This is a genomic window from Pseudoalteromonas rubra, from assembly GCF_000238295.3.
Taxonomy (GTDB): domain Bacteria; phylum Pseudomonadota; class Gammaproteobacteria; order Enterobacterales; family Alteromonadaceae; genus Pseudoalteromonas; species Pseudoalteromonas rubra.
In genome coordinates this window covers 1,215,829-1,238,585 of record NZ_AHCD03000044.1, presented here as the reverse complement: position 1 = coordinate 1,238,585, position 22,757 = coordinate 1,215,829, and the positions used below count along the sequence as shown (strand labels likewise).

Sequence of the window (22,757 nt, the reverse complement as noted above, 5' to 3'; positions counted from 1 at the left end):
GAGGTAGTCTCACCTCAGCGCTTAAACTTAGTTTCTAAGATAACCGAAGATGTTGTCCGCTCAACGCCTTCCAGGTTCCCTATGTCATCGAGCAGCTGACTGAGTTGCTCCAGGCTTTGTGCCTCAACTTCTGCAATCATATCGTACTCGCCACTAATGGCATATAAAGCTGAAATGTTGTTAATTTGCTTCAGTGCATTATTTGTTTGCGCAGTCAGCTTCTGGCGGACCTTAATAGAGACATGGGCTGCAACCTGAGATTCCTGATACTGTCTGCCCAGTTCAACACTGTAACCCTGAATAACCCCACTATGCTCCAGTTTCTGCAATCGGCTTTGCACTGTGGTTCTGGACATATCGAGAATTCTTGCCAGCTCTGAAATACTAGCACGGGCATTTTTCCTCAGTTCAGAAAGTAAACGTTCGTCTTGTGAATGGATCATTGTGAAAACTTAAATCGTCATTTTGACTGATATTTTAATCATTTTATTTATTTTTGCACTGCAAATTGACAACACAACGCGTAATAATGACAAAAAAGCGGGGAAAGCGATTTTATCTGTTGCAGATGAGCGCTTAATACAACCCTGAGATGTAAAGTTTTTTAAAGAGGAAGTCGTCATGCAAGTGAATCGCGAGCTGTTTAACGAAGTAATGGTACCTAACTATAATCCGTCTGAAGTGATCCCGGTAAAAGGTAAGGGTTCACGTGTTTGGGACCAAAAAGGCGACGAGTATATCGATTTCGCTGGGGGTATCGCCGTAAACTGTCTTGGCCATTGTCACCCGGCACTCGTGAACGCGTTGAAAGAGCAAGGTGAGAAAATCTGGCACCTGTCTAACGTTATGACCAACGAACCAGCTCTTCGCCTGGCGAAAAAACTCACTGACGCAACCTTTGGTGAGCAAGTTTACTTTGCAAACTCAGGGGCCGAAGCAAACGAAGCAGCATTAAAGCTGGCACGTCGCTGGGCCATTGACAATTACTCAGAAGAAAAAACACAAATTATCGCCTTCAATAAAGGCTTCCATGGTCGTACCTTCTTCACTGTTACCGTAGGTGGCCAGGCAGCATACTCAGACGGTTTCGGGCCTAAGCCGCAGGATGTTACACACGTCGATTACAACGATCTTGAGACCTTCGCCAAGCTTATCTCTGATAAAACTTGTGCGGTTATGATGGAGCCACTCCAGGGTGAAGGCGGGATCATCCCACCAACGAGCGAATTTATTCAGGGTGTCCGTGAACTGTGTGACAAGCACAACGCGTTGTTGATCTTTGACGAAGTACAAACCGGTGTTGGACGCACAGGCGATCTTTATGCCTACCAGGGTCTTAACGTCACTCCAGATATCCTGACCACAGCCAAAGCACTAGGTGGTGGTTTCCCAATTGGCGCAATGCTAACAACAAAGGAAATTGCTAAGCACCTGAAAATTGGTACTCATGGCTCAACCTATGGCGGTAACCCGTTGGCCTGTGCCGTTGCTGAAGCAGCATTTGACACCGTTAACGACGCCCAGCTACTGGCGGATGTTAAGCGTAAAGAACAATTATTCCGCGATGGTCTGGCTGCCATAAATGAAAAATACAATGTCTTTAGCGAAGTGCGCGGTAAAGGGCTATTGCTTGGCGCTGTGCTGAATGACAAATTTAACGGCCGTGCCCGTGACTTCCTGGTCGCCAGCGGTAAACATGGCTTGATGGCACTGGTTGCAGGTACCAATGTTGTTCGCTTCACACCTTCTTTGGTCATTCCGGATGAAGATATCCAGGCTGGTCTGGCTCGCTTTGAGCTGGCTGTAGCGGACGTTGTAAACGGTTAATTGAGAGGGGCGCGTCAGCGCCCTGTTCAAATTATGCAAGTACTCAGACCCATTTCAAACAAAGACTTCGCAGCTTTGAAAACCATCGCGATTGAATCTGGTCATGGATTTACGTCGCTGCCGGTGGACGATGAGTTGCTGAGCAGTAAAATTGCACGCTCAGAGCAGAGCTTTGATAAAACAGTTAAACAACCACAGGACGAAGGCTACTTATTTGTCCTTGAAGACAGTAATACGGGTGAAATCCTGGGCACAACCGCGATAGAAGCCGCAGTTGGTATGCAAACACCTCTGTATCACTATCATTTGGGCAAAACAGTCCACCATTCACGTACTCTGAATGTCTACAACACAGTTGATATACTGAGTATGTGTAATGACTATACAGGCGCCTCCGAGATTTGTACCCTTTTCCTCAGGGAAGCATTTCGTCAGGGCCTTGCTGGCCGCTTTTTATCTCGCTCTCGTTTTAACTTTATGGCATTACATGCTGACCGTTTCAGCGATACGGTAATTGCCGAGATGCGTGGCGTCAGCGATGAAGATGGACACTCTCCTTTCTGGCAATGGCTACAGGAACATTTCTTCAGCATCGAATTCCCGCAAGCGGACCACCTGGTTGGACTGGGAGACAAAGTTTTCATCAGTGAACTGATGCCTAAATACCCAATTTATGCCAACTTGCTCAGCAAAAAAGCGCAAGCCGTCATCGGTCAGGTGCATGAGAAAACCAAGCCTGCCCTGCGCCTGCTTGAAAAAGAAGGCTTTGAACATCGTGGCTATGTGGACCTGTTTGATGCAGGCCCAACCGTCGAGTCCAGACTATATAACATCAAAACAGTGCGAGAAACCAAACGTGGCAAAGCACATGTTGTGGACCCAGATGAATTAGACACCATGAATGGTGAAACCTGGTCAGTATCAAATTGTCACTTAGCAGATTTTCGTGCCACCTTTGATACTCGTGTCAACTGGTGTGCTGAAACCAGCTCATTCAGAATCACTGCAGACATTGCATCTGCACTGAAGATTACTGACGGTGAAGAGATCAGCGGATTCTTACTGTGAAATACATTCGAACGTCAGGGCAGCAAAACTCATCTTGCACTCCCTTGATGTTCCAACCGATTTAAACAATTGCGTCGTGCTTAGTCGTAATATTTAACGCGGCTAAGCCGCCATTTTAAGGATTGTCATTATGCACAACAATGTAGATAGCTTATTTGAAAAACTATGGAATAACTACCTTGAAGTTACTCCGTCCGCAGTTAAAGTCCATGAACTGCTTGGTTCTACGCAACAAGATGACGTGATCAACGATCATATCGCACTGCGTACCTTTAACCACGAGAAGATTGGCCTGGAAAAATTGGCTGCCCATTTCAAAGCGGTTGGCTATAAAGAGTGCGGCGAATATCACTTCGAAGCCAAAAAGTTGTATGCCAAGCACTTTGAGCACAGCGATCCGACCAAACCAAAAGTATTCATTTCTGAGCTTTTGGTAGAAAAGTGTTCACCAGAGCTGCAAACTATTGTTAACGCGCTTGTCGAGCAAATCGATGAGCAAGCAGTCACTGCTGAAAACTTCTTGTACTCAGGCACACATTGGCAAGTTAGCCACGAAACCTACAAGCAGCTTTTGGCTGAATCTGAATATGCAGCATGGATGGCAGCCTGGGGTTACCGCGCAAACCATTTCACTGTAAGCATCAATCACCTGAGCAACTTCGAAACCATTGAAGCCGTTAATCAGGCACTAAAAGACGCCGGATTTGAATTGAACGCATCAGGTGGCGAAATCAAAGGTTCACCAGAAGTGCTACTTGAGCAATCTTCGACGCTTGCTGACCAGCATGCGGTTGCTTTCAGTGACGGTGAATTCAGCATTCCAAGCTGTTTCTACGAATTTGCCCTGCGCTACAACAAGCCAGATGGCGAAATCTACACAGGCTTTGTTGCGGCATCAGCTGACAAGATTTTCGAAAGTACTAACGCGCGTTAAGCGTAATATCACAGTAACTTGTCAAAGCAGTCGTTCGACTGCTTTTTTCTTTGCCTGAGTCATTCGACTGTTCTTTAAAGCGCCTTAACAAACTATTTGCCCTGTCAGATCAATCCGGCGCAGTAAAAACTATGCCAATATATTGGGATACTCCGGTTGTCTCAGCACGCTTTTAAAGCTAAGTTTTCACCTGTCGTTAGACAACCTTAACGAAACTGTCATTTATGTGAGCTAGCGTAGATGTTGTGTAGCTGACAACGTATTGCGGTCATGACAGTGAAACTGCCTATGAGGTGCAGCTGTGAATATTGAACCTAAGTTAAGTGTACTGCTAAACCGCCAGATGTCGGTCAAAGCCCCGATGGAACATCCGGCTTTGGATGACAAAAAAGCATATCGACGAGCGCTGAAGTACTGGCAAAATGAGCTGCTTCACGTACAACAAGCCTATTATCATCAGGGACGCCGCGCCCTGATTGTCTTCGAAGGCTGGGATGCGGCTGGTAAAGGCGGTGCAATTCGCCGTATCACTGAGCGACTCGACCCGAGAGGTTATCAGGTATTCCCCATTAGCGCGCCAAAGCCAGAGGAACAGAGCAGACATTATCTCTATCGTTTCTACAACAAACTACCAAAAGCAGGCACCCTGACAATTTTTGATCGCTCCTACTATGGCCGGGTATTAGTCGAACGCATTGAAGCGTTTGCCACCCGCGACGAATGGCAACGCGCGTATCAGGAGATTAATGAATTTGAGCGCCTGCTCCATGATGACAAGGTTAAAGTCGTAAAACTGTTCTTGCATATCAGTGCAGAAGAACAACTAAAACGCTTCGAAGAACGCCTCAATAACCCTTATAAGCGCTGGAAGCTAACGGAAGAGGATATTCGCAATCGTAACCGGCGTGACGATTATGAGCAGGCCATCGATGACATGTTTGCCCAAACCGACACCCAGCAAGCCCCCTGGCACCTGGTACTCGGTGAGCATAAATGGTATACCCGGGTAGAAGTATTGAAAACGCTGGTAAAAACGCTTAGTGAGGGGGTCGATACAACTCCCCCACCAGTGGACCCGAATGTGGTCAGGCTAGCAAAAGAGCATTTAGGTATTAACCACAAGAGGAAGGACTAATGGAAAGAGCAGACGTACTCGGTCAGTACTTTGACCAGCATGACGGGACTCACCCCAACATGGCATTACCCAAGCACAGCAAAATGGCCGCCAGCGCATTTCGCTTTTTCCGCGGCAGCGCTCCTTTGATGTACCGGGATATGGCAAATGACATCATTGCACTGCCCCAGTCATTATTCGAGCTTCCCCTCACCAACGTACTGGGAGATTGTCACGCCAGCAATTTCGGGTTTTTGAGCGAAGAAGGCTCACACGGTGAAACCCTGGTTTTCTCACCCAATGACTTTGATGATGCCTGTGTCGGCCATGCAGTTTGGGACTTGTTTCGATTTCTAGTGAGCTTACCTCTGGCGCAACAAGAAGGCGCCCTGCTCCAAAGCAGCAGTGATGATATGAAGCTCAGACAAAAACCCCTGGCAGATAAAGCGCAAGTGCTTCAGGCCCAGCACACTTTCATAGACAGCTATGTAGCCACTTGTGAAGCGTCTTTGCGCGGGGAAAATAACAATCAAAGCGCGCTAACTGAGTTCAGTCAGGAGCACATTTTACATAAACGCTGGCAAAAGGGCTTACAGCGTCTGGTTGGGGGCGCTGCCTTTAATCTCAAAAGCAGCCTGGCTAAAGAAGTTGACCTGAACAATCCCCCGCTCAGATTTAAAGAAGCCGATGAAAAGTTTTCACGGCTGCATGAAGATTTTTGCACTACACTAGTCGAATATTTCCGGCCTTACGTCGACGATGAGATCATTGACTGCGTTGAACGTCTTGATGCAGGAACAGGCTCAAACAACCTAAAACGTTATTACCTGCTAGTTGGCCCTAAATTTTGTTCATCCGCAGAGCTGTATCACATCGTAGAAGTTAAACAGCAGCAACTTGCCGCACCATTACACTATTACACAGATCTGAGTCCCACTAATCGGCTAAACCATGCTCACCTGACCGTCAATTGTCAACGCAAAATGCAACGCCGGCCCGACCTGGTTCTGGATGATGCACTATGGCAGGGCACCCACTGGCTGGTGCGCTCTCGCCATCATGCTCGCGTCGGCATTGATCCGGAGCACATAGTGCTTGGCAAGCGCGCCGCGCAGCGAAATGGCTTAAGCCAATATGCTGAGGCCTGCGCGATGGCACTGGCATATGCGCACATGCGGGGCGATCGCCGCTCACTGATGTTTCAGCAAGTCGTGGCTGATATTTTACCCGTGGTCAAAACCGAGCTACTCAATGCAGCAAACATCTATGCCAGTCAGGTCGAACAAGACTGGGGGCTTTTCTGTTCACTCAGAAAGTAACCGTTTTGGTATGGTTAAAACCAAAAAGTCTTCAGCCAGACGCAGCGTCCCCTGATAATGTGATCTGGCTTCATGCTCTACGTCGTCGAGCATCCCTTCACCATGATAACGAACACTAAAATGGGTAAGCGTCAAAGCTGGTATACTGTGTTGTTGAGCAAATAACGCAACGCGCTTGGCATCACTGTGCCCGGTATGTGTGCCAACTCTCATAAGATCTGGGTGTGTAAATGTTGCCTCATGCACCAGCATATCGATATCGCCGCAATAGGATGACAATAAAGTAGGCTTTTCATTGTCACCACAAATAATGACCACTCTGGGCCGCCAACTGGGAAACGCGTACGCAGCTGCGGATAAATGCCGGCCTTTATAAATCACATCCTCGCCTTTTTGTAGCAAGTTATAATGCGCCCCACTCGCAACCCCTTCGAGCTGCAATTGTTTGATCCTAAGCTTTCGGGGGATCAGAGTCTCCTTAATCTTAAAGCCAAAACTCGGCACCCGGTGCTTTAGGGGGATAATCTCAATATCACAAAAGCCAACAGAAATAGACTGATCACTTTGCTCTATTGCCATCGTATTTAAGTCAAAGGGTAGTGCAACCTCAGTCAGTGTTAGTGCCGACATGACAAACTGGATAACGGCCTGCGGTGCAATCAGGCAAACAGGCTCAACTCTGCCCGACATGGCCATTGATGCCAGCAAGCCCGGCAGGCCGTAACAGTGGTCGCCATGGAGGTGACTAATACAAATCACACTCAAATGATAAGGAGACAAGGTCGACTTTATAAGTTGGTGCTGAGTGGCTTCACCACAATCCACCAGCAACCAGGACTTGGTTTTATCAAAACTGACGCCTGTTGCAGAGACATTTCTGCTCAGGCTCGGGCTACCTGACGAGGTCCCTAGAAAATGTAATTGCAAAACTACTCCGAAAATATGAGCTTAGGCATTGATCCTGCCACAGCTTAGGTTAGAGTGGAACTAGTTCGGTTGACTTCATACTAACCGGTCAGCCAACAGACGTTTGAGTAGAGTTGCACGCCAATGCAAACAACAGGAGCGTAAGATGAAAAACGATTTAGACAGTCGCCAGATCCTGGCCGTTTACGAATATATCCAACAACATGGCGATGTCGATGAAAGCGGCAAGTTGTTCGAAGGGATCCGGGCATACTCAGATCCGGACGGGTATACAATCTATTTAGAAGGCAGTGCATTGCTACTCAGGTTTGGGTTCCATAATACCTACCACCTCGATTACCAACACGAGAAAAATAAAGAAGACTTTATCAACAAACTTAACTTTATCTATCAAATGGCTAATGCGGCTAAAGAGTAACCTGTATTTGTCGGTACAGATGGCTGTTTTACTCATTTTGTCTCAGAATTTTTCAAAATTAACGCGTAGCTATAAAACAAATGCCCGATTGGTGGTAAAGTAACGGCATTTTTTATAATTGAGAAATTTGCTATGTCGAAGGCTGTAGAGACGTCAGCTGATCAATCCAACCCACAGCAAAAACAAGGCGGCCTGTTTAACCGCTTTTTAGCAACGGTTGAATTCCTGGGTAACATGTTGCCCCACCCTATTACCCTGTTTGCCATGTTCTGTGTCGCCATTGTTATTTTCAGTGGCATCGCCGACTGGATGGGTCTCAGTGCCATAGACCCTCGTCCAGAAGGAGCCAAAGGAAGAGCACCAGATGGGGTGATTGAGGTCGTTAGCCTGATGAGTGCCGAAGGTCTACAGCGTATCGTCACCGGGCTCGTTACCAACTTTACCGGGTTTGCGCCTTTAGGCACGGTACTGGTTGCACTACTTGGTGTGAGTGTTGCTGAACACTCTGGTATGCTTTCTGCTGCTATGCGTGGCATGGTAATGGGCGCATCTAAACGTTTAGTGACTTTCATGGTCGTGTTTGCAGCCATTCTTTCCAATACTGCATCAGAGCTGGGTTATGTTGTTTTAATCCCACTTGCCGCCATGATTTTCCACAGCCTTGGTCGCCACCCGCTAGCTGGTCTCGCAGCCGCATTTGCCGGGGTGTCTGGTGGTTACAGTGCAAACTTACTGTTAGGCACTATAGATCCACTGCTTGCGGGGATCACAACCCCTGCTGCACAGATGATTGACCCGACTTACCAGGTTGGCCCAGAGGCAAACTGGTATTTCATGATGATCTCTGTATTCCTGATTGCCATCGTAGGTACCTGGGTCACAGAAGCAATTGTTGAGCCGCGTCTTGGTAAATACAACCCGGACGAAGCCAGTATTGATTTATCCAGCAATAACATTGAACATCTCACTGCAACAGAAAAATCTGGCCTTAAATGGGCGGGTGTCGCTTTGCTGGTTGTATCTGCCTTACTGGCGTTAACCATAGTGCCAGAAAATGGCATTCTGCGTCACCCGGAAACAGGTGCTGTCGCCGGTTCACCTTTCCTAAAAGGCATCGTGGTCTTTATTTTTGTGACGTTTGCAATCCCAGGTTTTGTCTACGGGCGGGTAGTTGGTACCATGCGTAACGACCGTGACGTAATTGATGCCATGAGTAAAAGCATGAGCTCAATGGGTATGTACATTGTACTCGTCTTCTTTGCTGCTCAGTTTGTTGCTTTCTTTAAATGGACAAACCTGGGCACGATTCTGGCCATTAATGGCGCAGCTATGTTGCAGGCGTTAAACCTCACCGGCCCGGAAGTCTTTGTACTATTTATTTTGATGTGTGCCGTTGTAAACCTAAGTCTTGGGTCATCTTCAGCACAATGGGCAGTAACCGCGCCTATCTTCGTACCAATGCTTATGCTAGTTGGTTATGCACCTGAAACCATCCAGGCCGCCTACCGTATTGGTGACTCAGTAACCAACCTGATCACGCCAATGATGAGCTATTTTGGTTTGATACTGGCCGTTGCTACTAAATATAAAAAGGATATGGGAATAGGTACTCTGGTCGCGACTATGCTGCCTTACAGTATGTGTTTCTTTATCGGTTGGGTTGCGCTTTTCTATATCTGGGTCTTTGGTTTCGGCTTGCCGGTCGGACCAAACTCTCCGATTTATTACCAGCCCTAACAAAATTATGCCAGCGCAAGCTGGCATTTTTTTTGGCGAATGTGCAAGGTTCTATTTGTTTAATAGTCGATGCTGTCCTACAGTCCTATAGGAATCGCCGAAAAGGAGTTTTAAACCTACGACATAAACTATTTAAGGCTAACCATGTATACACTGTTCTACTATCCACGCAATGCGAGTTTAGCACCCCATTTTGTTCTCGAAGCCCTCCAGGTCCCGTATCAGCTTGAACTTGTCGACCGAAAAAAAAATGTGCAAAGATCTGCGCAATATTTACGACTCAACCCCACCGGAAGGATCCCAACCTTGGTTGATGACGAGTTTGTATTGTTTGAAAGTGCCGCTATTTGCCTTTATCTGTGTGAAAAACATCCGGAAGGTCATTTAATTCCTACCGAAGCAAAACAAAAAGCAGAGTTTTATCAATGGCTGATGTACTTAACCACCACAGTCCAGGCAGAGCTGATGATCTATTTTTACCCTGAACGTCACACGCAAAGTGCACTGATGTATGACGATATTGTCAGAACTCAGCAATCTCGTGTGCAGGATATGCTGACTTTACTCGACAGACATCTGGCAGACAAAACCTATATGGTTGGTGAACAATTCACAGTCTGTGATTGCTATTTATTTATGCTCTGTATCTGGGCAGACGAGCTGGCTAAACCACCACTTCAGTTCGAGCATTTGGGTCGTTATTTAAGTGGTATTTCGAGGCACCCTGCCATTGAGGCCGTTTGTAAGAAGGAAGGGACGGAATTAGGGATGTATCGCTAAGCATGCATCGTCAGGTCTGGCTTATTAACCAGACCTGACGCGAGACATTACTTCTGTAACTTCAGCTGAGCACCTTTCAGTCTCTGACGCACATTACTGATTTTGGCGCGATTTTTGGCTCGAGCTTCACCACTGGCCTGATTGCTCGGGCGATTAGTTCGCGCTTTACGACGTTGGTGAGACGGCTTTCTGGCGAGATTCTCGATCAGATTTTCGCGACTAGCAACTTCGTAACCCGGCAAGTAATAACGCTGTATTTTTTGCCCAATCAAAGTTTCAATATGGATCAGGGTCTGCTCTTCTTCTCGTGCAACAAAAGAGATCGCCTGGCCGGAATTTCCAGCACGACCAGTTCGACCAATGCGGTGCACATAGTCTTCAGCAAGGTACGGTAAGTCAAAATTAATTACGCGAGGCAGTCCATCTATATCTATGCCGCGAGCCGCAACCTCAGTAGCCACTAAAACCCTTACTTTTCCTTCCTTAAACTCACGTAATGCCCGGCGACGTGCTCCCTGACTTTTATCACCATGACACACAGTGGCACTGATACCATCCAGTTCCAATTCTTTAACCAGCTGATCAGCATCATCTTTCATGTTCACAAAGACCAATACTTGCAGCCAGTTTTTCTTACCGATTAATTCCGAAAGCAGCTCCTGCTTACGCTTCTGCTCAACCGGATAAACCACATGCCTTACTGTTTCTGCCGTGGTGTTTTCTTTCGCGGCCTGTACCAATTTAGGTTCGCGAAGTACTTGCTTTGCAAATTGTTTAACAGCTGTAGGGAAAGTAGCAGAGAACAACAATAACTGCCGCTCTTCACTGACCATGTCGATGACTTTTTGCATGTCCGTAACGAAGCCCATATCCAGCATACGGTCTGCTTCATCCAATACCAGATATTTAACCTGTGCCAGACTCACGGCACCAAGGCGGATTAGATCCAGTAAACGCCCTGGTGTTGCAACCAGGATATCGACTCCCTGAGATAAACGTTGTGTCTGCCCTTCAATATTCACACCACCATATACGGCCTGAACAGTCAGCGGAGTATATTGACAGAAAGCCTGACAGTTGTTGGCGATTTGTTCCGCCAATTCACGTGTCGGTGCAAGAATAAGGGCACGGGCAGAGTCCAAAGACTCCCCTTCTAGCAAACGATGGATCACAGGCAGTGCAAACGCTGCGGTTTTACCTGTACCGGTTTGAGCGGTGGCTAGTACGTCATGGCCGCGGCGAACAACCGGAATAGCCGCTTGTTGTATCGGTGTCAGGGTATGGAAATTTAATTCATCAAGCGCCTGTAACAAGGCATCGGGAAAACTGAAAGACTTAAAATTCATAGCAAAAAACCTGCGACCATAATGAAGGGCCGCAGATTATACGCTATTTACTGGCTCAGTGTCACCTGTGTGGGGTTAATATAGTTTCACATCAACAGGATTGATCAGATCTGCATTTCCGCCAACCACCATTTCAGTATCCAGCTGGTTGATCAATTCCATCCCTTGCCTTTGCTGAGCTTCACTCAATGGCACATAAGGCAGACGAAAAACAGGCATCGCAGCCCCAGTCATGGCGAGCGCAGTATTGATAGCAATCGGGTTAGGTTCGCAAAACAACCAATTCATTAATGGCTGCAGCTGAGTGTTCAGTGTTTCATTTGGGCTATCAATCAGCGTGCGGAACAGCTGTGGTACAAGGTTTGACGTTACTGAAATAACACCATGAGACCTGTGCTGGTGACGGCTGTCATGTGCCTGATCATCATTACCCGACCAGCAAGCAATCCCCTGTTGCTCGTAATGCGCGATCCGTTCATGTCCTGCACATTCTTTCATCCCAACAAAATTCGCATGCTTCGCAAGGGGCTCTATTAACTCAGGAGTCAGATCCTGTCCTGTGCGACCAGGAACGTTATAAATAAATGCCGGACCAATATCGAGTAAACGCGCAAAGTGTTCTGTCAGTCCTGCCTCAGAAGTACGACCATAATAAGGGTTGATCTGTAGTGCGGCATCCATCCCTGAGGCGAAACCATACTCGGTTGCTTTAACGGCTTCACGCGTATTGTTGCTGCCGGTATTACCGACAATCACCAACTTGTCAGAGAATTTATTAACGCTATGGGCAATCAGCATCAAATGCTCTTCCCAATTCATTAACTGTCCTTCACCAGTCGTGCCGCCAACGACAATTCCATCAACACCCGCCGCAATCTGAGCAGCGACAAGTTTGTCAAAGCACGCAAGGTCAATCTCACCTTGTGAATCGTAAGGAGTTTTAATTGCAGTAATTAAACTGGCTTTTTTTATCGTTTCTATGTTGCGCATACAGATATCGTTTAATTCGTTATTTGGCGCTAAGTTTTATCATAAATGCCCCGCAGATCCGAGGGGGAAAATGGAAAATTTACAAAACAACTTGCCTAACCTGACCATTTAAGCCAAAATAAAACCACTGTATATAAAACCAGTTATTTAATTTATGCGCCTGACTCACCATCTAAATACACACTTTTTTAGTGCCGAAGAGCTGTGCAGTACGCTCCGGATCACTGCTGATCAGCTCGCTCATTGGCAGGAAACCTGTATTTTTCCCAATGCCAGCTACAGCCTGGAAAATCAAATAAAGTGTAGCTCCTATCTGGGTCTCTATGAGTGCGTTGAGCACACAGAATACTACCCAAGAGGCGCTGAACAATGGGGCCAACTATTACTCAAACACCAGGTTGAGCAATCAACACACGCCTATGAGCTGTTTCAGCAGAAGTATATTCAAACTCTCACAAAGTGCGCACAACAGGGGCTGATAAGTCAGGACAGCCGCTTTAATGAAGACTTACCAGAACATGTGCAGCAAAGTTGGCAGCAATTCCTGTGCAGCAAGTATGGCGTTATCAGCCAAAATGGTCTGGTTGAAGAAGTTGTTTACATAGATTTGGGGCGGGCACTGGTCGATGCACTCACTGAAGAGCGCACCTCTGGACATATCCCGGCTGAACACAGGACAGAGCTACTCGGCGCACTCAAACTCTTAAACCGCGCGCTGAGTCATCATATGGAACATGAGAAACCCATGTCCATTCGTTACAAGTACATTGAGAGCCTGATTGCCAAGTACGACTTGTCTATTCGTTGATCCTGTTCACTTCTGCGGGCATTAAACGCAATCGGGTCGCACCATTTCTAGTGAGCCTGCTCATAGTGGGCTCTAAAGATCTCAAACGTCTTCAATACCGTTAACTGGTCCTGACAGAGTGCGTCATACCAGGCGTCAAATTGACTGTCATCGTCTTGTTCACTCAACGCCAGATACTGTGCCAGTAGCTCAATGATATCGCCATGGGTACAGCTCAGGTTGTCCAGCTGCTTTAATTGTTCTGAGTGGTCTTTGTTTTGTAACTCAGCGATGACGCCGTTATCCAATTGTTGTGTTTTGTCCATCGTGACGAATTCCTGTTTCTCAATCCATTGATAGTTATATCAGCCTAGTTTGGAATATCCAGTGCTTTATAGATCGTTCGCTCAATCTATCAACAATTTATTATAAAAAGTAACTTTAATTGCAGGATATTGCTCGATAACCCCATAACCGGGGGCACTGGATACCAATAAAAAAGGCGAGTCAGCTAATGCCGACTCGCCTTTTTTCACGTCAAACTTGACTTATTTACGTCTTCTGCGAAGCATTGCCAACGGCAAACTGAGTAACGCAAGCCATGAGAATGAACCGGCATCATCATCGTCGTTATCATCATCGTTACCACGAAGGTCTTTAATTTTAATATTGACCGTTGTGTGGTTAGACAAATTACCGAAGACATCTTCTGCCTGAACACCCAGTACAACGAGTTCCTGATACTCGAAGTCCAGCTCTCTGGCAACTGTGATATTACCCTCTACATCGATGCTGAAGTAATCATCGCCATATACATGGAATGCAACCAGTGGAGACGCATACTCATCATTGAACGCCAGCTGGCCAATCGTTGTACCTACAGGCGTATTTTCGAATACTTCAAATCTCTGTTGCTGCTCAATAACCGGAACTTGACCCGTAATATTCAACGCAAAGCTGGTTGTTGCTTCCACTTCACCGTCAGACGCAGTAAGCAATACATCGCCACTGAACATTTCTTCAGGCATACCGGAAAGAACACCGTTTTCAAATGTAAGCCCAGGAATTTGTGGCTCCATTGTCAACGTAATAGATTCACTATCAACATCAGATACTTTTTCATTGAAGTCAAAAGTAAAGTGTTCACCTAGCTCCAGGTGAATATCTTCAATCGTCTCAAAAACAGGTGCATCGTTCACAGCTTCGATGACCAGGTCCACAACCACTTCTTCCGCGGTGTCTGAACCTTCTGTTTTACCTGTTACTGTAAAGTTATCCTCGCCGTTGAAATCTTCCTTAGGCATGTAGACAACTTTAGCAATGTCGTCTCCCTCTACAACAGAGCCAGCGTCGAGATATTCATCTTCTAGCATTAAGGAACCAGACTCAGGCGCCTCAGTGATCTCAACCATGGCAAATGCAGTGTCTGTGAAACGGCTTACCAGTGCAGAGGCAACATTTAGCTCAGTGTCCTCTGGTGTGCTCAGCTCTGTTTCACCAAAGCTTGCCAGGGCAACTTTATAAGCGCTGCGTCCGTGAGTGAAAGCAAACACTTCGTTGTTGTGGAAAGCGACTTTAGCAATGTTGGTGTTAGCCAAGCCAGAACCATCTGCGAACCAATTTTCACCACCGTCAATAGAGATAAATACCCCTAAATCAGTACCGATGATAACGCGTTGTGCGTTGTTAGGATCAACTGCAACAGAGGTAGCCGGGACATTTGGAATGTTTCTGTCGATTGGCATCCAGTTCTTACCGCCATCTGTGGTTTTCCACACATGAGCCTGATCAAATGTTGATACTGTTGCATATGCAATCTGGGCATCTGTTGGGTCAAACGCAATGGCGCTGATAGTGGCACGTTCGCCTTCTTCACCTATTTTGAAACTACTCCAGGCTTGCTCTCCATCTGCTTCACCTGCAGCGTAGTTGATGTAAATGTAACCTTCTCGTGTACCAGCAGCAACAATATTCTCATCCTGCGGCGCGATACCGATTGCATATACTGCACTGTCTAATACTGGGCTACCCGCAGTCCAGCTTTCAGCCTGATTGGTTGTGCGCCAAAGTTGGTTACCACCTATCCACAGAACCTGAGGGTTAGAAGGCGCCATTTCAAAGCGTGTAATGAATGGGAAGCCATCACCAGTTATCCCTTCAATAACCCGAGTGAAAGTCGCACCGCCATCTGTCGATTTCTGGATAGACAAGCCGGTAAATTCTGAGAACAGAACGTCTGGGTTTGTCGGGTCAACCGCGGTCCAGCCACCGTCACCACCCGAGATTTCACGCCATTCGTTGAAACCGCCGTCGTTACCTAGCAAAGTACCATTGTCCTGAGTACCACCAAAGTAAGCCGTGCCGTCTGGCATTACTGTACCATGGTAAAACTGCGTTACTGCATAGCCATTGTTAAGCGTTGTCCAATTCACTTTGCCTTCTGGGCCAGCAGCACCTTCAGTACCACAGATCTGAGCAAGGTCATAGCGCGCATCCAGGGCATTGTCAGTACGCTGAATACCACCATCGTTACCCACAAACATAGTTGTGTTGTTCACACCGTCGTATTCTGGGTGGAATACCAATGTGTGTTGGTCTGCGTGTGCGTAAAGAGGGTGATCCATGTCATACCACCAGATACTGGCTGGTACAAACGACTGTCCGCCATCATCTGAACGGAACAAGTCAATACCACCAGTCCAGACTACATCCGGATTAGATGGGTCAACAGCAATGATGTTGTCATACCAACCCTGGTTGTAAAATTGTGGCTCATCTCCGTAACCACATTCTGGGAATAAACCGTAAACCGTATTACTAAGCAGTAATTTACTGTAAGAATCAGCAGCTTCACGGGTTACTGTCGCATTCCACGTCAAACCCATATCTTCGGATTTGTAGACAGCTTCCATACCATGGTCGTTAACATTGGCAAGCAAAGCATACATGATGTTGTTGTCAGAAGGTGCAACTGCAATCGTTGAACGACCCTGATTTGGCAACTCTAATACCGATGACCAGCTATCGCCACCATCAGCGCTTCGATGCATGCCACCTGTTCTGAATGAACCACAAGCCGTAACCAACACATCTGCGTCACCACCGTCAACCAGAGTTAGATCTGTACAACCAACCGCGGCAGCTTCAGCAACAAACACAGTTTCCCAGCTCGCGCCACTGTCTTTAGAACGCTGTACACCACCACGCGTAGCAGCATACAAAGTCGCAGGGTCATTTTTACTGAATACAATTTTGTTAGTATACTGGAATAATTCATTGCCAGCAGTTGACTCTAGCTGCTCCCAGGTCGCACCACCGTCAGTTGATTTGAAAATACCGTCACCACGAATGGCGTCAGCGTTAAAGAAGCCTTCACCCGTACCGGCATAAATAGTATTAGGATCATTCGGCGCAAATGTCAGCGTGGTTACCGCGAGGTTGGTCGCCAAATCGCTAAGTGGCTGCCATGACTGACCTGCGTCCGTTGTTTTCCATACGCCACCAGCAACACCTGCGGTGTACATGATGTCATGCTCTGTTGGGTGGATAATAAGCGTTCTGGTACGGCCACCGATGTTACCAGGTCCTAGCTCTTCCCATTCACCCAGTTCACGATTCACGCCATCGATAGAGTTCAGACGCGGCGCATAATCAAATACAACGCTGTTTTCGGCCAAAGAATAGCGCTGCATCGTTTTGATGTGCTCTAGCGCTTTAGAATATTTCTCAGTAGGCAGTGTCTCAGCACCTTTAGGTAAACGCTGCGAAATATAAAACTCTTGTGCCTCTTTAGGCTTGTCATAACGTTTTGGAGAGTTTGCTTTTTTCTCAGCTTTGGCAGCCAAATAATCCGCTTTCTGCTCATAGATACTTGGTTGCGCATTTTGATACGCAAGATAGCTAGCGCCACCCAGTGCGATTGCTACAGCTAGGCTCACAGGATGTAAGAGTTTCATATTTTTCCCTTTTAAGAGTAGTTATAGTTTTAATTGGTTGTAAGTAAACAGATACATCAGATTAGCGTTGTACCGTTTACACCCAAAAACGTCAATAAAGTTAAGCACAAATGCAGAAAGTTACAAACAATGTGATTTCACCGCATTTAACTTAACCCCATTATCAATTAAGGGTACATTTAATTGTAACAATAACAGAAATTCATCAAATATGAATGATTTCTTAACGAGTCAAAGCAGTCAATTTAGGGTTAGCAGTACATGATCCAGGTTTTACTTTTATCTACGATCGCAGCGCAAGGCAGCGCCATTGAAACAATTGAAGTAATAGGCGGTAAAAATTTACTTGCTTCAGAGCCATTTACAAACATTAACATTTCTCATGTCAGCAAGGACGATTTGCATGGTGCAAGCAACACTATTGCAGATTGGGTAGTCCAGATCCCCGGGGTTTCACTTAATGGCCAGGGTGGACTCTATCAAAGTTATAGCATTCGCGGTCTGAGCCGCTGGCGAGTCAGAACTGAGGTCAATGGTATTGTCCTCCTGACAGACCGTCGCGCCGGTAACTCAGCTTCCTTTATTGATCCCGGCTTGCTACAACTGGCCAGTGTGCAAAAAGGCCCGGCAGCGATGTTATATGGATCAGAGGCAATTGGCGGCGTTATCTCTATGAACTCAGTTCAGGGCGAGCAAGATACGCTAGAGGCGGGCTTTGAAGATACAGGTAATGGCCGTCGTATGCTGGCTATTACCGGTGAGGAAAACTATAACCTGGCCTTCGCATACAGAAAAAAAGAGCGTGGCTTTGCGCCTAATGGCGACGAACTCAATAATGGCTACGAGCAATTCTCATCCAGTTTTCGCTATCGCCATGCGATCACCGATGAGATTGAACTCAATATGTCCTGGTTGCCCTCAATCAGCAAAGACGTAGGAAAGAACAGTGTGGCCTACCCTGACAGCCAAGTTGCCATGTATCCGGAAGATTTACATAGCCTGGCCCAGGTATCGGTGAAATCGAATCAATGGCTGGTCAATGTATTCCACCACTACCAAAACTGGGATAGCGATGTACTTCGCGTTGGCAAACGGCACAACCTCACGGCTTACCAATCTCATACTCTCGGCGCGAATTTGTATCACGAATTTGACTGGCATAAGCTGCCGGTTCGGGCCGGCCTCGACTGGACCGCCAGACGGGGAGTGTCAATTACCGATCAGGAAACCAGTCTCAAGGCGACTGACGAGATGACAGCCAACACCTTGTTGGATGGTCAACAAGACAACATTGCAGCATTTATCAACGCTATCTGGGATCAGCAAAACTGGCGAATAGACTTTGGTGCACGATTTGATCACTTTACTGCCAGTAACTTTGGTGTCAGCAAGTCCGATAACCACCTCAGCCATAGCCTGGGTGTTACCAGAACGTGGCAATCTCACAGCCTGTCACTGAATTATGCTAACGCATTTCGTTTTCCCACACTGACAGAGTTGTACTTTAACGGCGTCACCCCCAGAGGTAATACCATTGGTAACCCGCAACTTGACCCTGAAACCAGCCAGGGATTCGAATTGACTTATCGCCATGATCACAACACGGTTAAGACAACGCTCAACTTGTTCCATACTCGTCTGGACGACTACATTGAACGCGTAAAGCTGGAGTCGGGAGACAGAACCTATCTCAACCTGGATCAAGCCAGTATTTCAGGGGCAGAGATACTTACTAAAATCGACGTAAACGACGCTCTGTCTTATACGCTGGGATACACACATCAAAAAGGTAAGAGTGATAATGGTGATTACCTGTCGGATATCGCGCCTCACAAACTGAGTATATCCGGTCAATATGCATGGGACTCATTCGAGTTCAAGCCCGCAGTTACCTATCAGTTGGCGAAACACCAGCCAGGGTCAGGTGAAGCGGAGCTGGACAAAAGCTTGGTTGTCGACCTAAACCTAAACTGGTACTTGGATGAAAGCTGGACACTGCGTGCAGGTGTGTTAAACCTCTTCAACCGTCTTCACAGAACAACCGCAGATGAAGATGCGCCATTTCATGCTGAACGTACCGTGAAACTTGATATCAGTTGGCAAATTTAAATACATACACAGGTGGGTAGTGCCCTTTGGCACTTCCCCCTGCACACATCTCAATTGAAGTTATTTGCCGAATAAAAGTTCCCAAAAACCCGGTGGCTCATGCAATTCGTGATATTCCTTTCGCAACCCGTCTATCTGCCTGAGTAGTTCTTTGGCTTGTTGCAGTTGTGCCTTGGCCAGCAACCCTTGCGCTGAGTAGATAACATCAGACACCCTATCCAGCCCTTGTAGCGATTGCGTCTTTACATCAGCTTTGAAGTTGTGTTGCTTGCTCTGCTGGATCAAAAGCAACATGGTTTCGAGATGCTTGTTGACCTCTTCAGCTTGCTGAGCTTCCATCGCCTGTTTGTAAGCATGCCCCATATTCTTCATCGTCTGATTCAAATCCTGGCTTTGCTGCGCCATTACTGACTGCACAAAAAGTGCAGAACAAAGAAAGAGTATCAACTGCCTCATTTTTCCCCCTTAATCAAGAATGAGCTAGTATATAAGTAAAAGCGCGGCAAACAAACTGTCGCTCTGACATCGAGGTGCACAATGAAAGTGTTAATTATGTCTGTTGTGCTACTTTTTGTGGCCTCCGCTCCCTCTGCACAAACGATCACAGTGACTTTCATTAATCCAGGCCATAAACAAACCAACCCGACTGGCGCATTCTGGCAAAACGTCACAAGAGTCATGGAAGCTGCAGCACTGGACCTGGATATAACACTCACCACGCTTTACGCCGAGCGGAACCATATTCATATGAAGAAACTCGCACAGGACGCGCTCAGCACCAAAACTGACTACCTTATTCTCGTAGATGAAAAAGGCGTTATTACAGACGCACTGCTTACCGTGCCAGGTGAGCATAAACGTGTTGCATTTTTGCTTAATAGTCCAGATAAACTAGCGCTAAAGCGCATTGCAGCCAAGGGCATTGGCGTGCTTGGTTCCATTACGCCAGACAACTATCAGGCTGGCCGCTTATTGGCCAAACTGCTCCATGACGCGTTACCCGACGATACAAAACGAACCAATGAGCGTAGCGTCATGCTTGCTTTACTGGGCGATGTTGCCACAAATGCCGCAATCGAACGCGAGCAAGGCTTGCTTGGATACACGAATCGCACTTATGGGGTAAACCTGGTTGAGCGTGTTGATGCACAATGGTCTGAGCAAAGCGCCTACGAGCTTGCATTTGGGCTGCTACAACGATTTCCAGACACCCGCTTAATCTGGTGCGCAAATGATGCCATTGCTCGTGGTGCGGCACGTGCAGCATCGGAACTCAATATCAGAGAGAACCTTAAGATCGGAGGCATAAATTGGGATTTAGGTCATGAAAATGTCATCGATGTGTCACTGGGTGGCCACGTGCTGTTAGGTGGCTACTTATTAACTGAGATTAGAAAATTCCATGACCGCAAGATTAGCGCTATTGGAGAGCAAAAAATTGCTATATTTAAGCCCTACTCTGAAAAATTTAGACCTTTGTACCACACCCTCCACAATGCTGATTTGAATGACATTGACTTTAAAAAGTTCACCGTTAGTGGCCAAAGTTACAATATTAAGACACTGAATCAGCAATTAAAATTTTAATTTTTTTATTCTAGATATAAAAAATAAAATGCCACACAAGTTGCATTTGCAACAAATTTCAATCTACGAACCATCCACAAAAAGTATAAAATTTCCCCAGCAGAATTTTCCTTATTTTTTCATTATTGACAGCGCTAGCATTCCCTGTTTTAGTTATAAGGGTTAACAACATGTAATATAGGTAAACTTATGAAAACCAAAGTTCTAACAAGCGTAAAATACTCTTTGCTAGCATTAGGTGTCACTGCGGCACTCGGTACAGCACAAGCATCTGAAACACAACGTGTCATTGTCACTGTAAAAGATTCAGCAGTGGCCAACACACTCCCAATGCGCGTGTCTGATGCTGAGCTTTCTCAGTTCAAAGCACAAGGCCTTGCAAGCATCGCGACCCAGGCCAATGCCGAAGCAATTGAAACATTGCCAAGCGTGAATGCCGTTGTGATGGAGCTAACACCAGAGCAACTATCAGCTCTTGAAGCAAGTGGTAACGTTGCGTCAATTGAAGTTGACCCGAAGCGTTATCTGCCACAAGTAACTGCCGGCTCAGTGGTACCACTAGCTGAATCTGTACCATATGGTATCACCATGGTTCAGGCAAACCAGGTAAGTGACAGCAGTGCAGGCAACAAAAAGGTCTGTATCATGGACACAGGTTACACTCGTGGCCACCCTGATCTGCCAAACACAGGTGTTACTGGTAACGACGGTCACGGTCAATACAACACAGGTAACTGGTATCAGGACGGCAATGGCCACGGTACACACGTAGCGGGTACCATTGCTGCGCTTGGTGGCAATGGACAGGGTGTGGTAGGTGTTAACCCATCAGGCCAACTTGGTTTGCATATCGTTAAGGTCTTCAATGACCAGGGTCGATGGGCATATGGCTCAGACCTGATCAAAGCGATTGAGCAGTGTGAAGCTGCTGGCGCAAATGTTACCAGCATGAGTTTAGGTGGCAGTGGCAGCTCAACTGCTGAGCGTAATGCCTTCGCATCAAGTGCACAGCGCGGCATGCTACATATCGCTGCTGCGGGTAACGGCTCAAACAGCTCATTCAGCTACCCGGCTTCGTATGATGCGGTCGTTTCTGTCGCAGCCGTAGACAGCTCAGAGCGCGTAGCGTCTTTCTCACAATATAACAGCCAGGTAGAAATTGCAGGCCCGGGTGTAAGCGTAAATTCAACGTGGAATGACCAGGGTTACAAGAGCATCAGCGGTACTTCAATGGCTACCCCACACGTGTCTGGTGTAGCAGCACTAGTCTGGAGTAACTTCCCTCAGTGTAGTGCAGACCAAATCCGCTCGGCACTTAATGCGACAGCAAAAGACAAAGGTTCTGCTGGACGTGACAACTACTATGGTCACGGTATCGTACAGGCTAAAGCCGCTTATGATTACCTGGTAAATGCAGGCTGTAGTGACCAGCCAGTTCTGGTTGCGGATTTCAGCGCTACAGCAAATGGCCTGAGCGTTCAATTTAGCAACAAATCAAGCGCAGGTACTTATAGCTGGAGCTTTGGAGACGGTAACTCAAGTACACAAACCAGCCCAAGCCATACTTACGCACAAGCAGGTACATATAGCGTTACACTAACAGTTAAAGGCGCGAACAACAAAACCGCGTCCAAGAGCATGAATGTAACTGTTAAAGACGGCAGTAACGGCGGTGGTTGTAGTGGCGTTGAGGCGTGGAATGCCGGAACTTACTACAACACTGGCGACAAAGTATCGTACAGCGGCTACGAATATCAGGCAACCTGGTGGTCACTAGGTGCACGCCCTGACATTTTCAGCAATGTATGGCGCAAAGGCGCACAATGTAAGTAAATCGAAAAAAGGCAGCGCTCATGGA

General features: G+C 46.9%; 19 protein-coding genes. 12 read left to right on the top strand and 7 right to left on the bottom strand.

Annotation, left to right across the window (positions count from 1 at the left end):
- Positions 1-14: 14 nt before the first annotated feature.
- Positions 15-443 (bottom strand): Lrp/AsnC family transcriptional regulator, encoded by a 429-nt coding sequence (locus tag PRUB_RS25780; protein ID WP_010381122.1) that lies wholly within the window; start codon positions 441-443, stop codon positions 15-17.
- Between the two features lie 178 nt (positions 444-621).
- Between PRUB_RS25780 and PRUB_RS25775 the strand changes: the two genes are divergently transcribed.
- From PRUB_RS25775 to PRUB_RS25755, 5 genes are all read left to right on the top strand, one after another.
- Positions 622-1,827 (top strand): aspartate aminotransferase family protein, encoded by a 1,206-nt coding sequence (locus tag PRUB_RS25775; RefSeq protein ID WP_010381120.1) that lies wholly within the window; start codon positions 622-624, stop codon positions 1,825-1,827.
- A gap of 33 nt (positions 1,828-1,860) precedes the next feature.
- A complete protein-coding gene (gene astA / locus PRUB_RS25770; RefSeq protein WP_010381119.1) occupies positions 1,861-2,895 on the top strand; it encodes an arginine N-succinyltransferase in 1,035 nt (344 codons plus the stop codon).
- A gap of 130 nt (positions 2,896-3,025) precedes the next feature.
- A complete protein-coding gene (locus PRUB_RS25765; protein ID WP_010381117.1) occupies positions 3,026-3,829 on the top strand; it encodes a DUF1338 domain-containing protein in 804 nt (267 codons plus the stop codon).
- A gap of 343 nt (positions 3,830-4,172) precedes the next feature.
- Entirely contained in the window at positions 4,173-4,964 is a 792-nt protein-coding gene (locus PRUB_RS25760; protein WP_052026435.1) for a polyphosphate kinase 2 family protein, read from the top strand.
- A complete protein-coding gene (locus PRUB_RS25755; protein ID WP_010381112.1) occupies positions 4,964-6,262 on the top strand; it encodes a DUF2252 family protein in 1,299 nt (432 codons plus the stop codon). Before PRUB_RS25760 ends, PRUB_RS25755 begins: the two co-directional genes overlap by 1 nt.
- Here the strand turns inward: PRUB_RS25755 and PRUB_RS25750 are convergent.
- Positions 6,248-7,189, bottom strand: a complete 942-nt coding sequence (locus PRUB_RS25750; protein ID WP_010381109.1) for a ribonuclease Z — start codon at positions 7,187-7,189, stop codon at positions 6,248-6,250. The genes PRUB_RS25755 and PRUB_RS25750 overlap by 15 nt on opposite strands.
- A gap of 145 nt (positions 7,190-7,334) precedes the next feature.
- Here PRUB_RS25750 and PRUB_RS25745 point away from each other — a divergent pair, with 145 nt between their 5' ends.
- The 3 genes from PRUB_RS25745 (at position 7,335) to PRUB_RS25735 (ending at position 10,124) form a co-directional block, all read left to right on the top strand.
- On the top strand, positions 7,335-7,607 hold the full coding sequence (locus tag PRUB_RS25745; RefSeq protein ID WP_010381108.1) for a DUF3081 domain-containing protein: 273 nt from the start codon (positions 7,335-7,337) through the stop codon (positions 7,605-7,607).
- 132 nt (positions 7,608-7,739) lie between these two features.
- A complete protein-coding gene (locus PRUB_RS25740; protein ID WP_010381107.1) occupies positions 7,740-9,344 on the top strand; it encodes an AbgT family transporter in 1,605 nt (534 codons plus the stop codon).
- Between the two features lie 144 nt (positions 9,345-9,488).
- The gene (locus PRUB_RS25735) at positions 9,489-10,124 is read left to right on the top strand and encodes a glutathione S-transferase family protein (protein WP_010381105.1); all 636 of its coding nucleotides are present in this window, start codon (positions 9,489-9,491) and stop codon (positions 10,122-10,124) included.
- Between the two features lie 47 nt (positions 10,125-10,171).
- Here PRUB_RS25735 and PRUB_RS25730 read toward each other — a convergent pair whose 3' ends face one another.
- The gene (locus tag PRUB_RS25730) at positions 10,172-11,470 is read right to left on the bottom strand and encodes a DEAD/DEAH box helicase (protein WP_010381103.1); all 1,299 of its coding nucleotides are present in this window, start codon (positions 11,468-11,470) and stop codon (positions 10,172-10,174) included.
- A gap of 75 nt (positions 11,471-11,545) precedes the next feature.
- Positions 11,546-12,460: a 4-hydroxy-tetrahydrodipicolinate synthase gene (gene dapA, locus PRUB_RS25725; protein WP_010381102.1), complete on the bottom strand. Its 915-nt coding sequence runs from the start codon at positions 12,458-12,460 to the stop codon at positions 11,546-11,548.
- Between the two features lie 154 nt (positions 12,461-12,614).
- On the opposite strand from dapA, the gene PRUB_RS25720 reads away from it, so the two are divergent.
- On the top strand, positions 12,615-13,268 hold the full coding sequence (locus PRUB_RS25720) for a DUF6058 family natural product biosynthesis protein (RefSeq protein ID WP_010381101.1): 654 nt from the start codon (positions 12,615-12,617) through the stop codon (positions 13,266-13,268).
- Between the two features lie 47 nt (positions 13,269-13,315).
- Here the strand turns inward: PRUB_RS25720 and PRUB_RS25715 are convergent, their stop codons facing one another.
- Both PRUB_RS25715 and PRUB_RS25710 read right to left on the bottom strand, forming a co-directional pair.
- Positions 13,316-13,573 (bottom strand): hypothetical protein, encoded by a 258-nt coding sequence (locus PRUB_RS25715; protein WP_010381100.1) that lies wholly within the window; start codon positions 13,571-13,573, stop codon positions 13,316-13,318.
- A gap of 222 nt (positions 13,574-13,795) precedes the next feature.
- The gene (locus tag PRUB_RS25710) at positions 13,796-17,203 is read right to left on the bottom strand and encodes a rhombosortase-dependent cadherin domain-containing protein (RefSeq protein WP_010381097.1); all 3,408 of its coding nucleotides are present in this window, start codon (positions 17,201-17,203) and stop codon (positions 13,796-13,798) included.
- Positions 17,204-17,464: 261 nt separating this feature from the next.
- Between PRUB_RS25710 and PRUB_RS25705 the strand changes: the two genes are divergently transcribed.
- Positions 17,465-19,312 (top strand): TonB-dependent receptor, encoded by a 1,848-nt coding sequence (locus tag PRUB_RS25705; RefSeq protein ID WP_010381095.1) that lies wholly within the window; start codon positions 17,465-17,467, stop codon positions 19,310-19,312.
- Between the two features lie 60 nt (positions 19,313-19,372).
- Here the strand turns inward: PRUB_RS25705 and PRUB_RS25700 are convergent, their stop codons facing one another.
- Entirely contained in the window at positions 19,373-19,768 is a 396-nt protein-coding gene (locus PRUB_RS25700) for a cytochrome b562 (RefSeq protein ID WP_010381094.1), read from the bottom strand.
- 81 nt (positions 19,769-19,849) lie between these two features.
- On the opposite strand from PRUB_RS25700, the gene PRUB_RS25695 reads away from it, so the two are divergent.
- Positions 19,850-20,899: an ABC transporter substrate-binding protein gene (locus PRUB_RS25695; RefSeq protein WP_010381093.1), complete on the top strand. Its 1,050-nt coding sequence runs from the start codon at positions 19,850-19,852 to the stop codon at positions 20,897-20,899.
- A 189-nt stretch (positions 20,900-21,088) separates the two neighbouring features.
- A complete protein-coding gene (locus PRUB_RS25690) occupies positions 21,089-22,732 on the top strand; it encodes a S8 family serine peptidase (protein ID WP_010381092.1) in 1,644 nt (547 codons plus the stop codon).
- The last annotated feature ends 25 nt before the right edge of the window (positions 22,733-22,757 follow it).

What these genes read in the sequence shown, in the direction of transcription:
- PRUB_RS25780 (WP_010381122.1), bottom strand. Translation starts at nt 443, where the DNA reads ATGATCCATTCACAAGACGAACGTTTACTTTCTGAACTGAGGAAAAAT.
- PRUB_RS25775 (WP_010381120.1), top strand. Translation starts at nt 622, where the DNA reads ATGCAAGTGAATCGCGAGCTGTTTAACGAAGTAATGGTACCTAACTAT.
- astA (WP_010381119.1), top strand. Translation starts at nt 1,861, where the DNA reads ATGCAAGTACTCAGACCCATTTCAAACAAAGACTTCGCAGCTTTGAAA.
- PRUB_RS25765 (WP_010381117.1), top strand. Translation starts at nt 3,026, where the DNA reads ATGCACAACAATGTAGATAGCTTATTTGAAAAACTATGGAATAACTAC.
- PRUB_RS25760 (WP_052026435.1), top strand. Translation starts at nt 4,173, where the DNA reads ATGTCGGTCAAAGCCCCGATGGAACATCCGGCTTTGGATGACAAAAAA.
- PRUB_RS25755 (WP_010381112.1), top strand. Translation starts at nt 4,964, where the DNA reads ATGGAAAGAGCAGACGTACTCGGTCAGTACTTTGACCAGCATGACGGG.
- PRUB_RS25745 (WP_010381108.1), top strand. Translation starts at nt 7,335, where the DNA reads ATGAAAAACGATTTAGACAGTCGCCAGATCCTGGCCGTTTACGAATAT.
- PRUB_RS25740 (WP_010381107.1), top strand. Translation starts at nt 7,740, where the DNA reads ATGTCGAAGGCTGTAGAGACGTCAGCTGATCAATCCAACCCACAGCAA.
- PRUB_RS25735 (WP_010381105.1), top strand. Translation starts at nt 9,489, where the DNA reads ATGTATACACTGTTCTACTATCCACGCAATGCGAGTTTAGCACCCCAT.
- PRUB_RS25730 (WP_010381103.1), bottom strand. Translation starts at nt 11,470, where the DNA reads ATGAATTTTAAGTCTTTCAGTTTTCCCGATGCCTTGTTACAGGCGCTT.
- dapA (WP_010381102.1), bottom strand. Translation starts at nt 12,460, where the DNA reads ATGCGCAACATAGAAACGATAAAAAAAGCCAGTTTAATTACTGCAATT.
- PRUB_RS25720 (WP_010381101.1), top strand. Translation starts at nt 12,615, where the DNA reads ATGCGCCTGACTCACCATCTAAATACACACTTTTTTAGTGCCGAAGAG.
- PRUB_RS25715 (WP_010381100.1), bottom strand. Translation starts at nt 13,573, where the DNA reads ATGGACAAAACACAACAATTGGATAACGGCGTCATCGCTGAGTTACAA.
- PRUB_RS25710 (WP_010381097.1), bottom strand. Translation starts at nt 17,203, where the DNA reads ATGAAACTCTTACATCCTGTGAGCCTAGCTGTAGCAATCGCACTGGGT.
- PRUB_RS25705 (WP_010381095.1), top strand. Translation starts at nt 17,465, where the DNA reads ATGATCCAGGTTTTACTTTTATCTACGATCGCAGCGCAAGGCAGCGCC.
- PRUB_RS25700 (WP_010381094.1), bottom strand. Translation starts at nt 19,768, where the DNA reads ATGAGGCAGTTGATACTCTTTCTTTGTTCTGCACTTTTTGTGCAGTCA.
- PRUB_RS25695 (WP_010381093.1), top strand. Translation starts at nt 19,850, where the DNA reads ATGAAAGTGTTAATTATGTCTGTTGTGCTACTTTTTGTGGCCTCCGCT.
- PRUB_RS25690 (WP_010381092.1), top strand. Translation starts at nt 21,089, where the DNA reads ATGAAAACCAAAGTTCTAACAAGCGTAAAATACTCTTTGCTAGCATTA.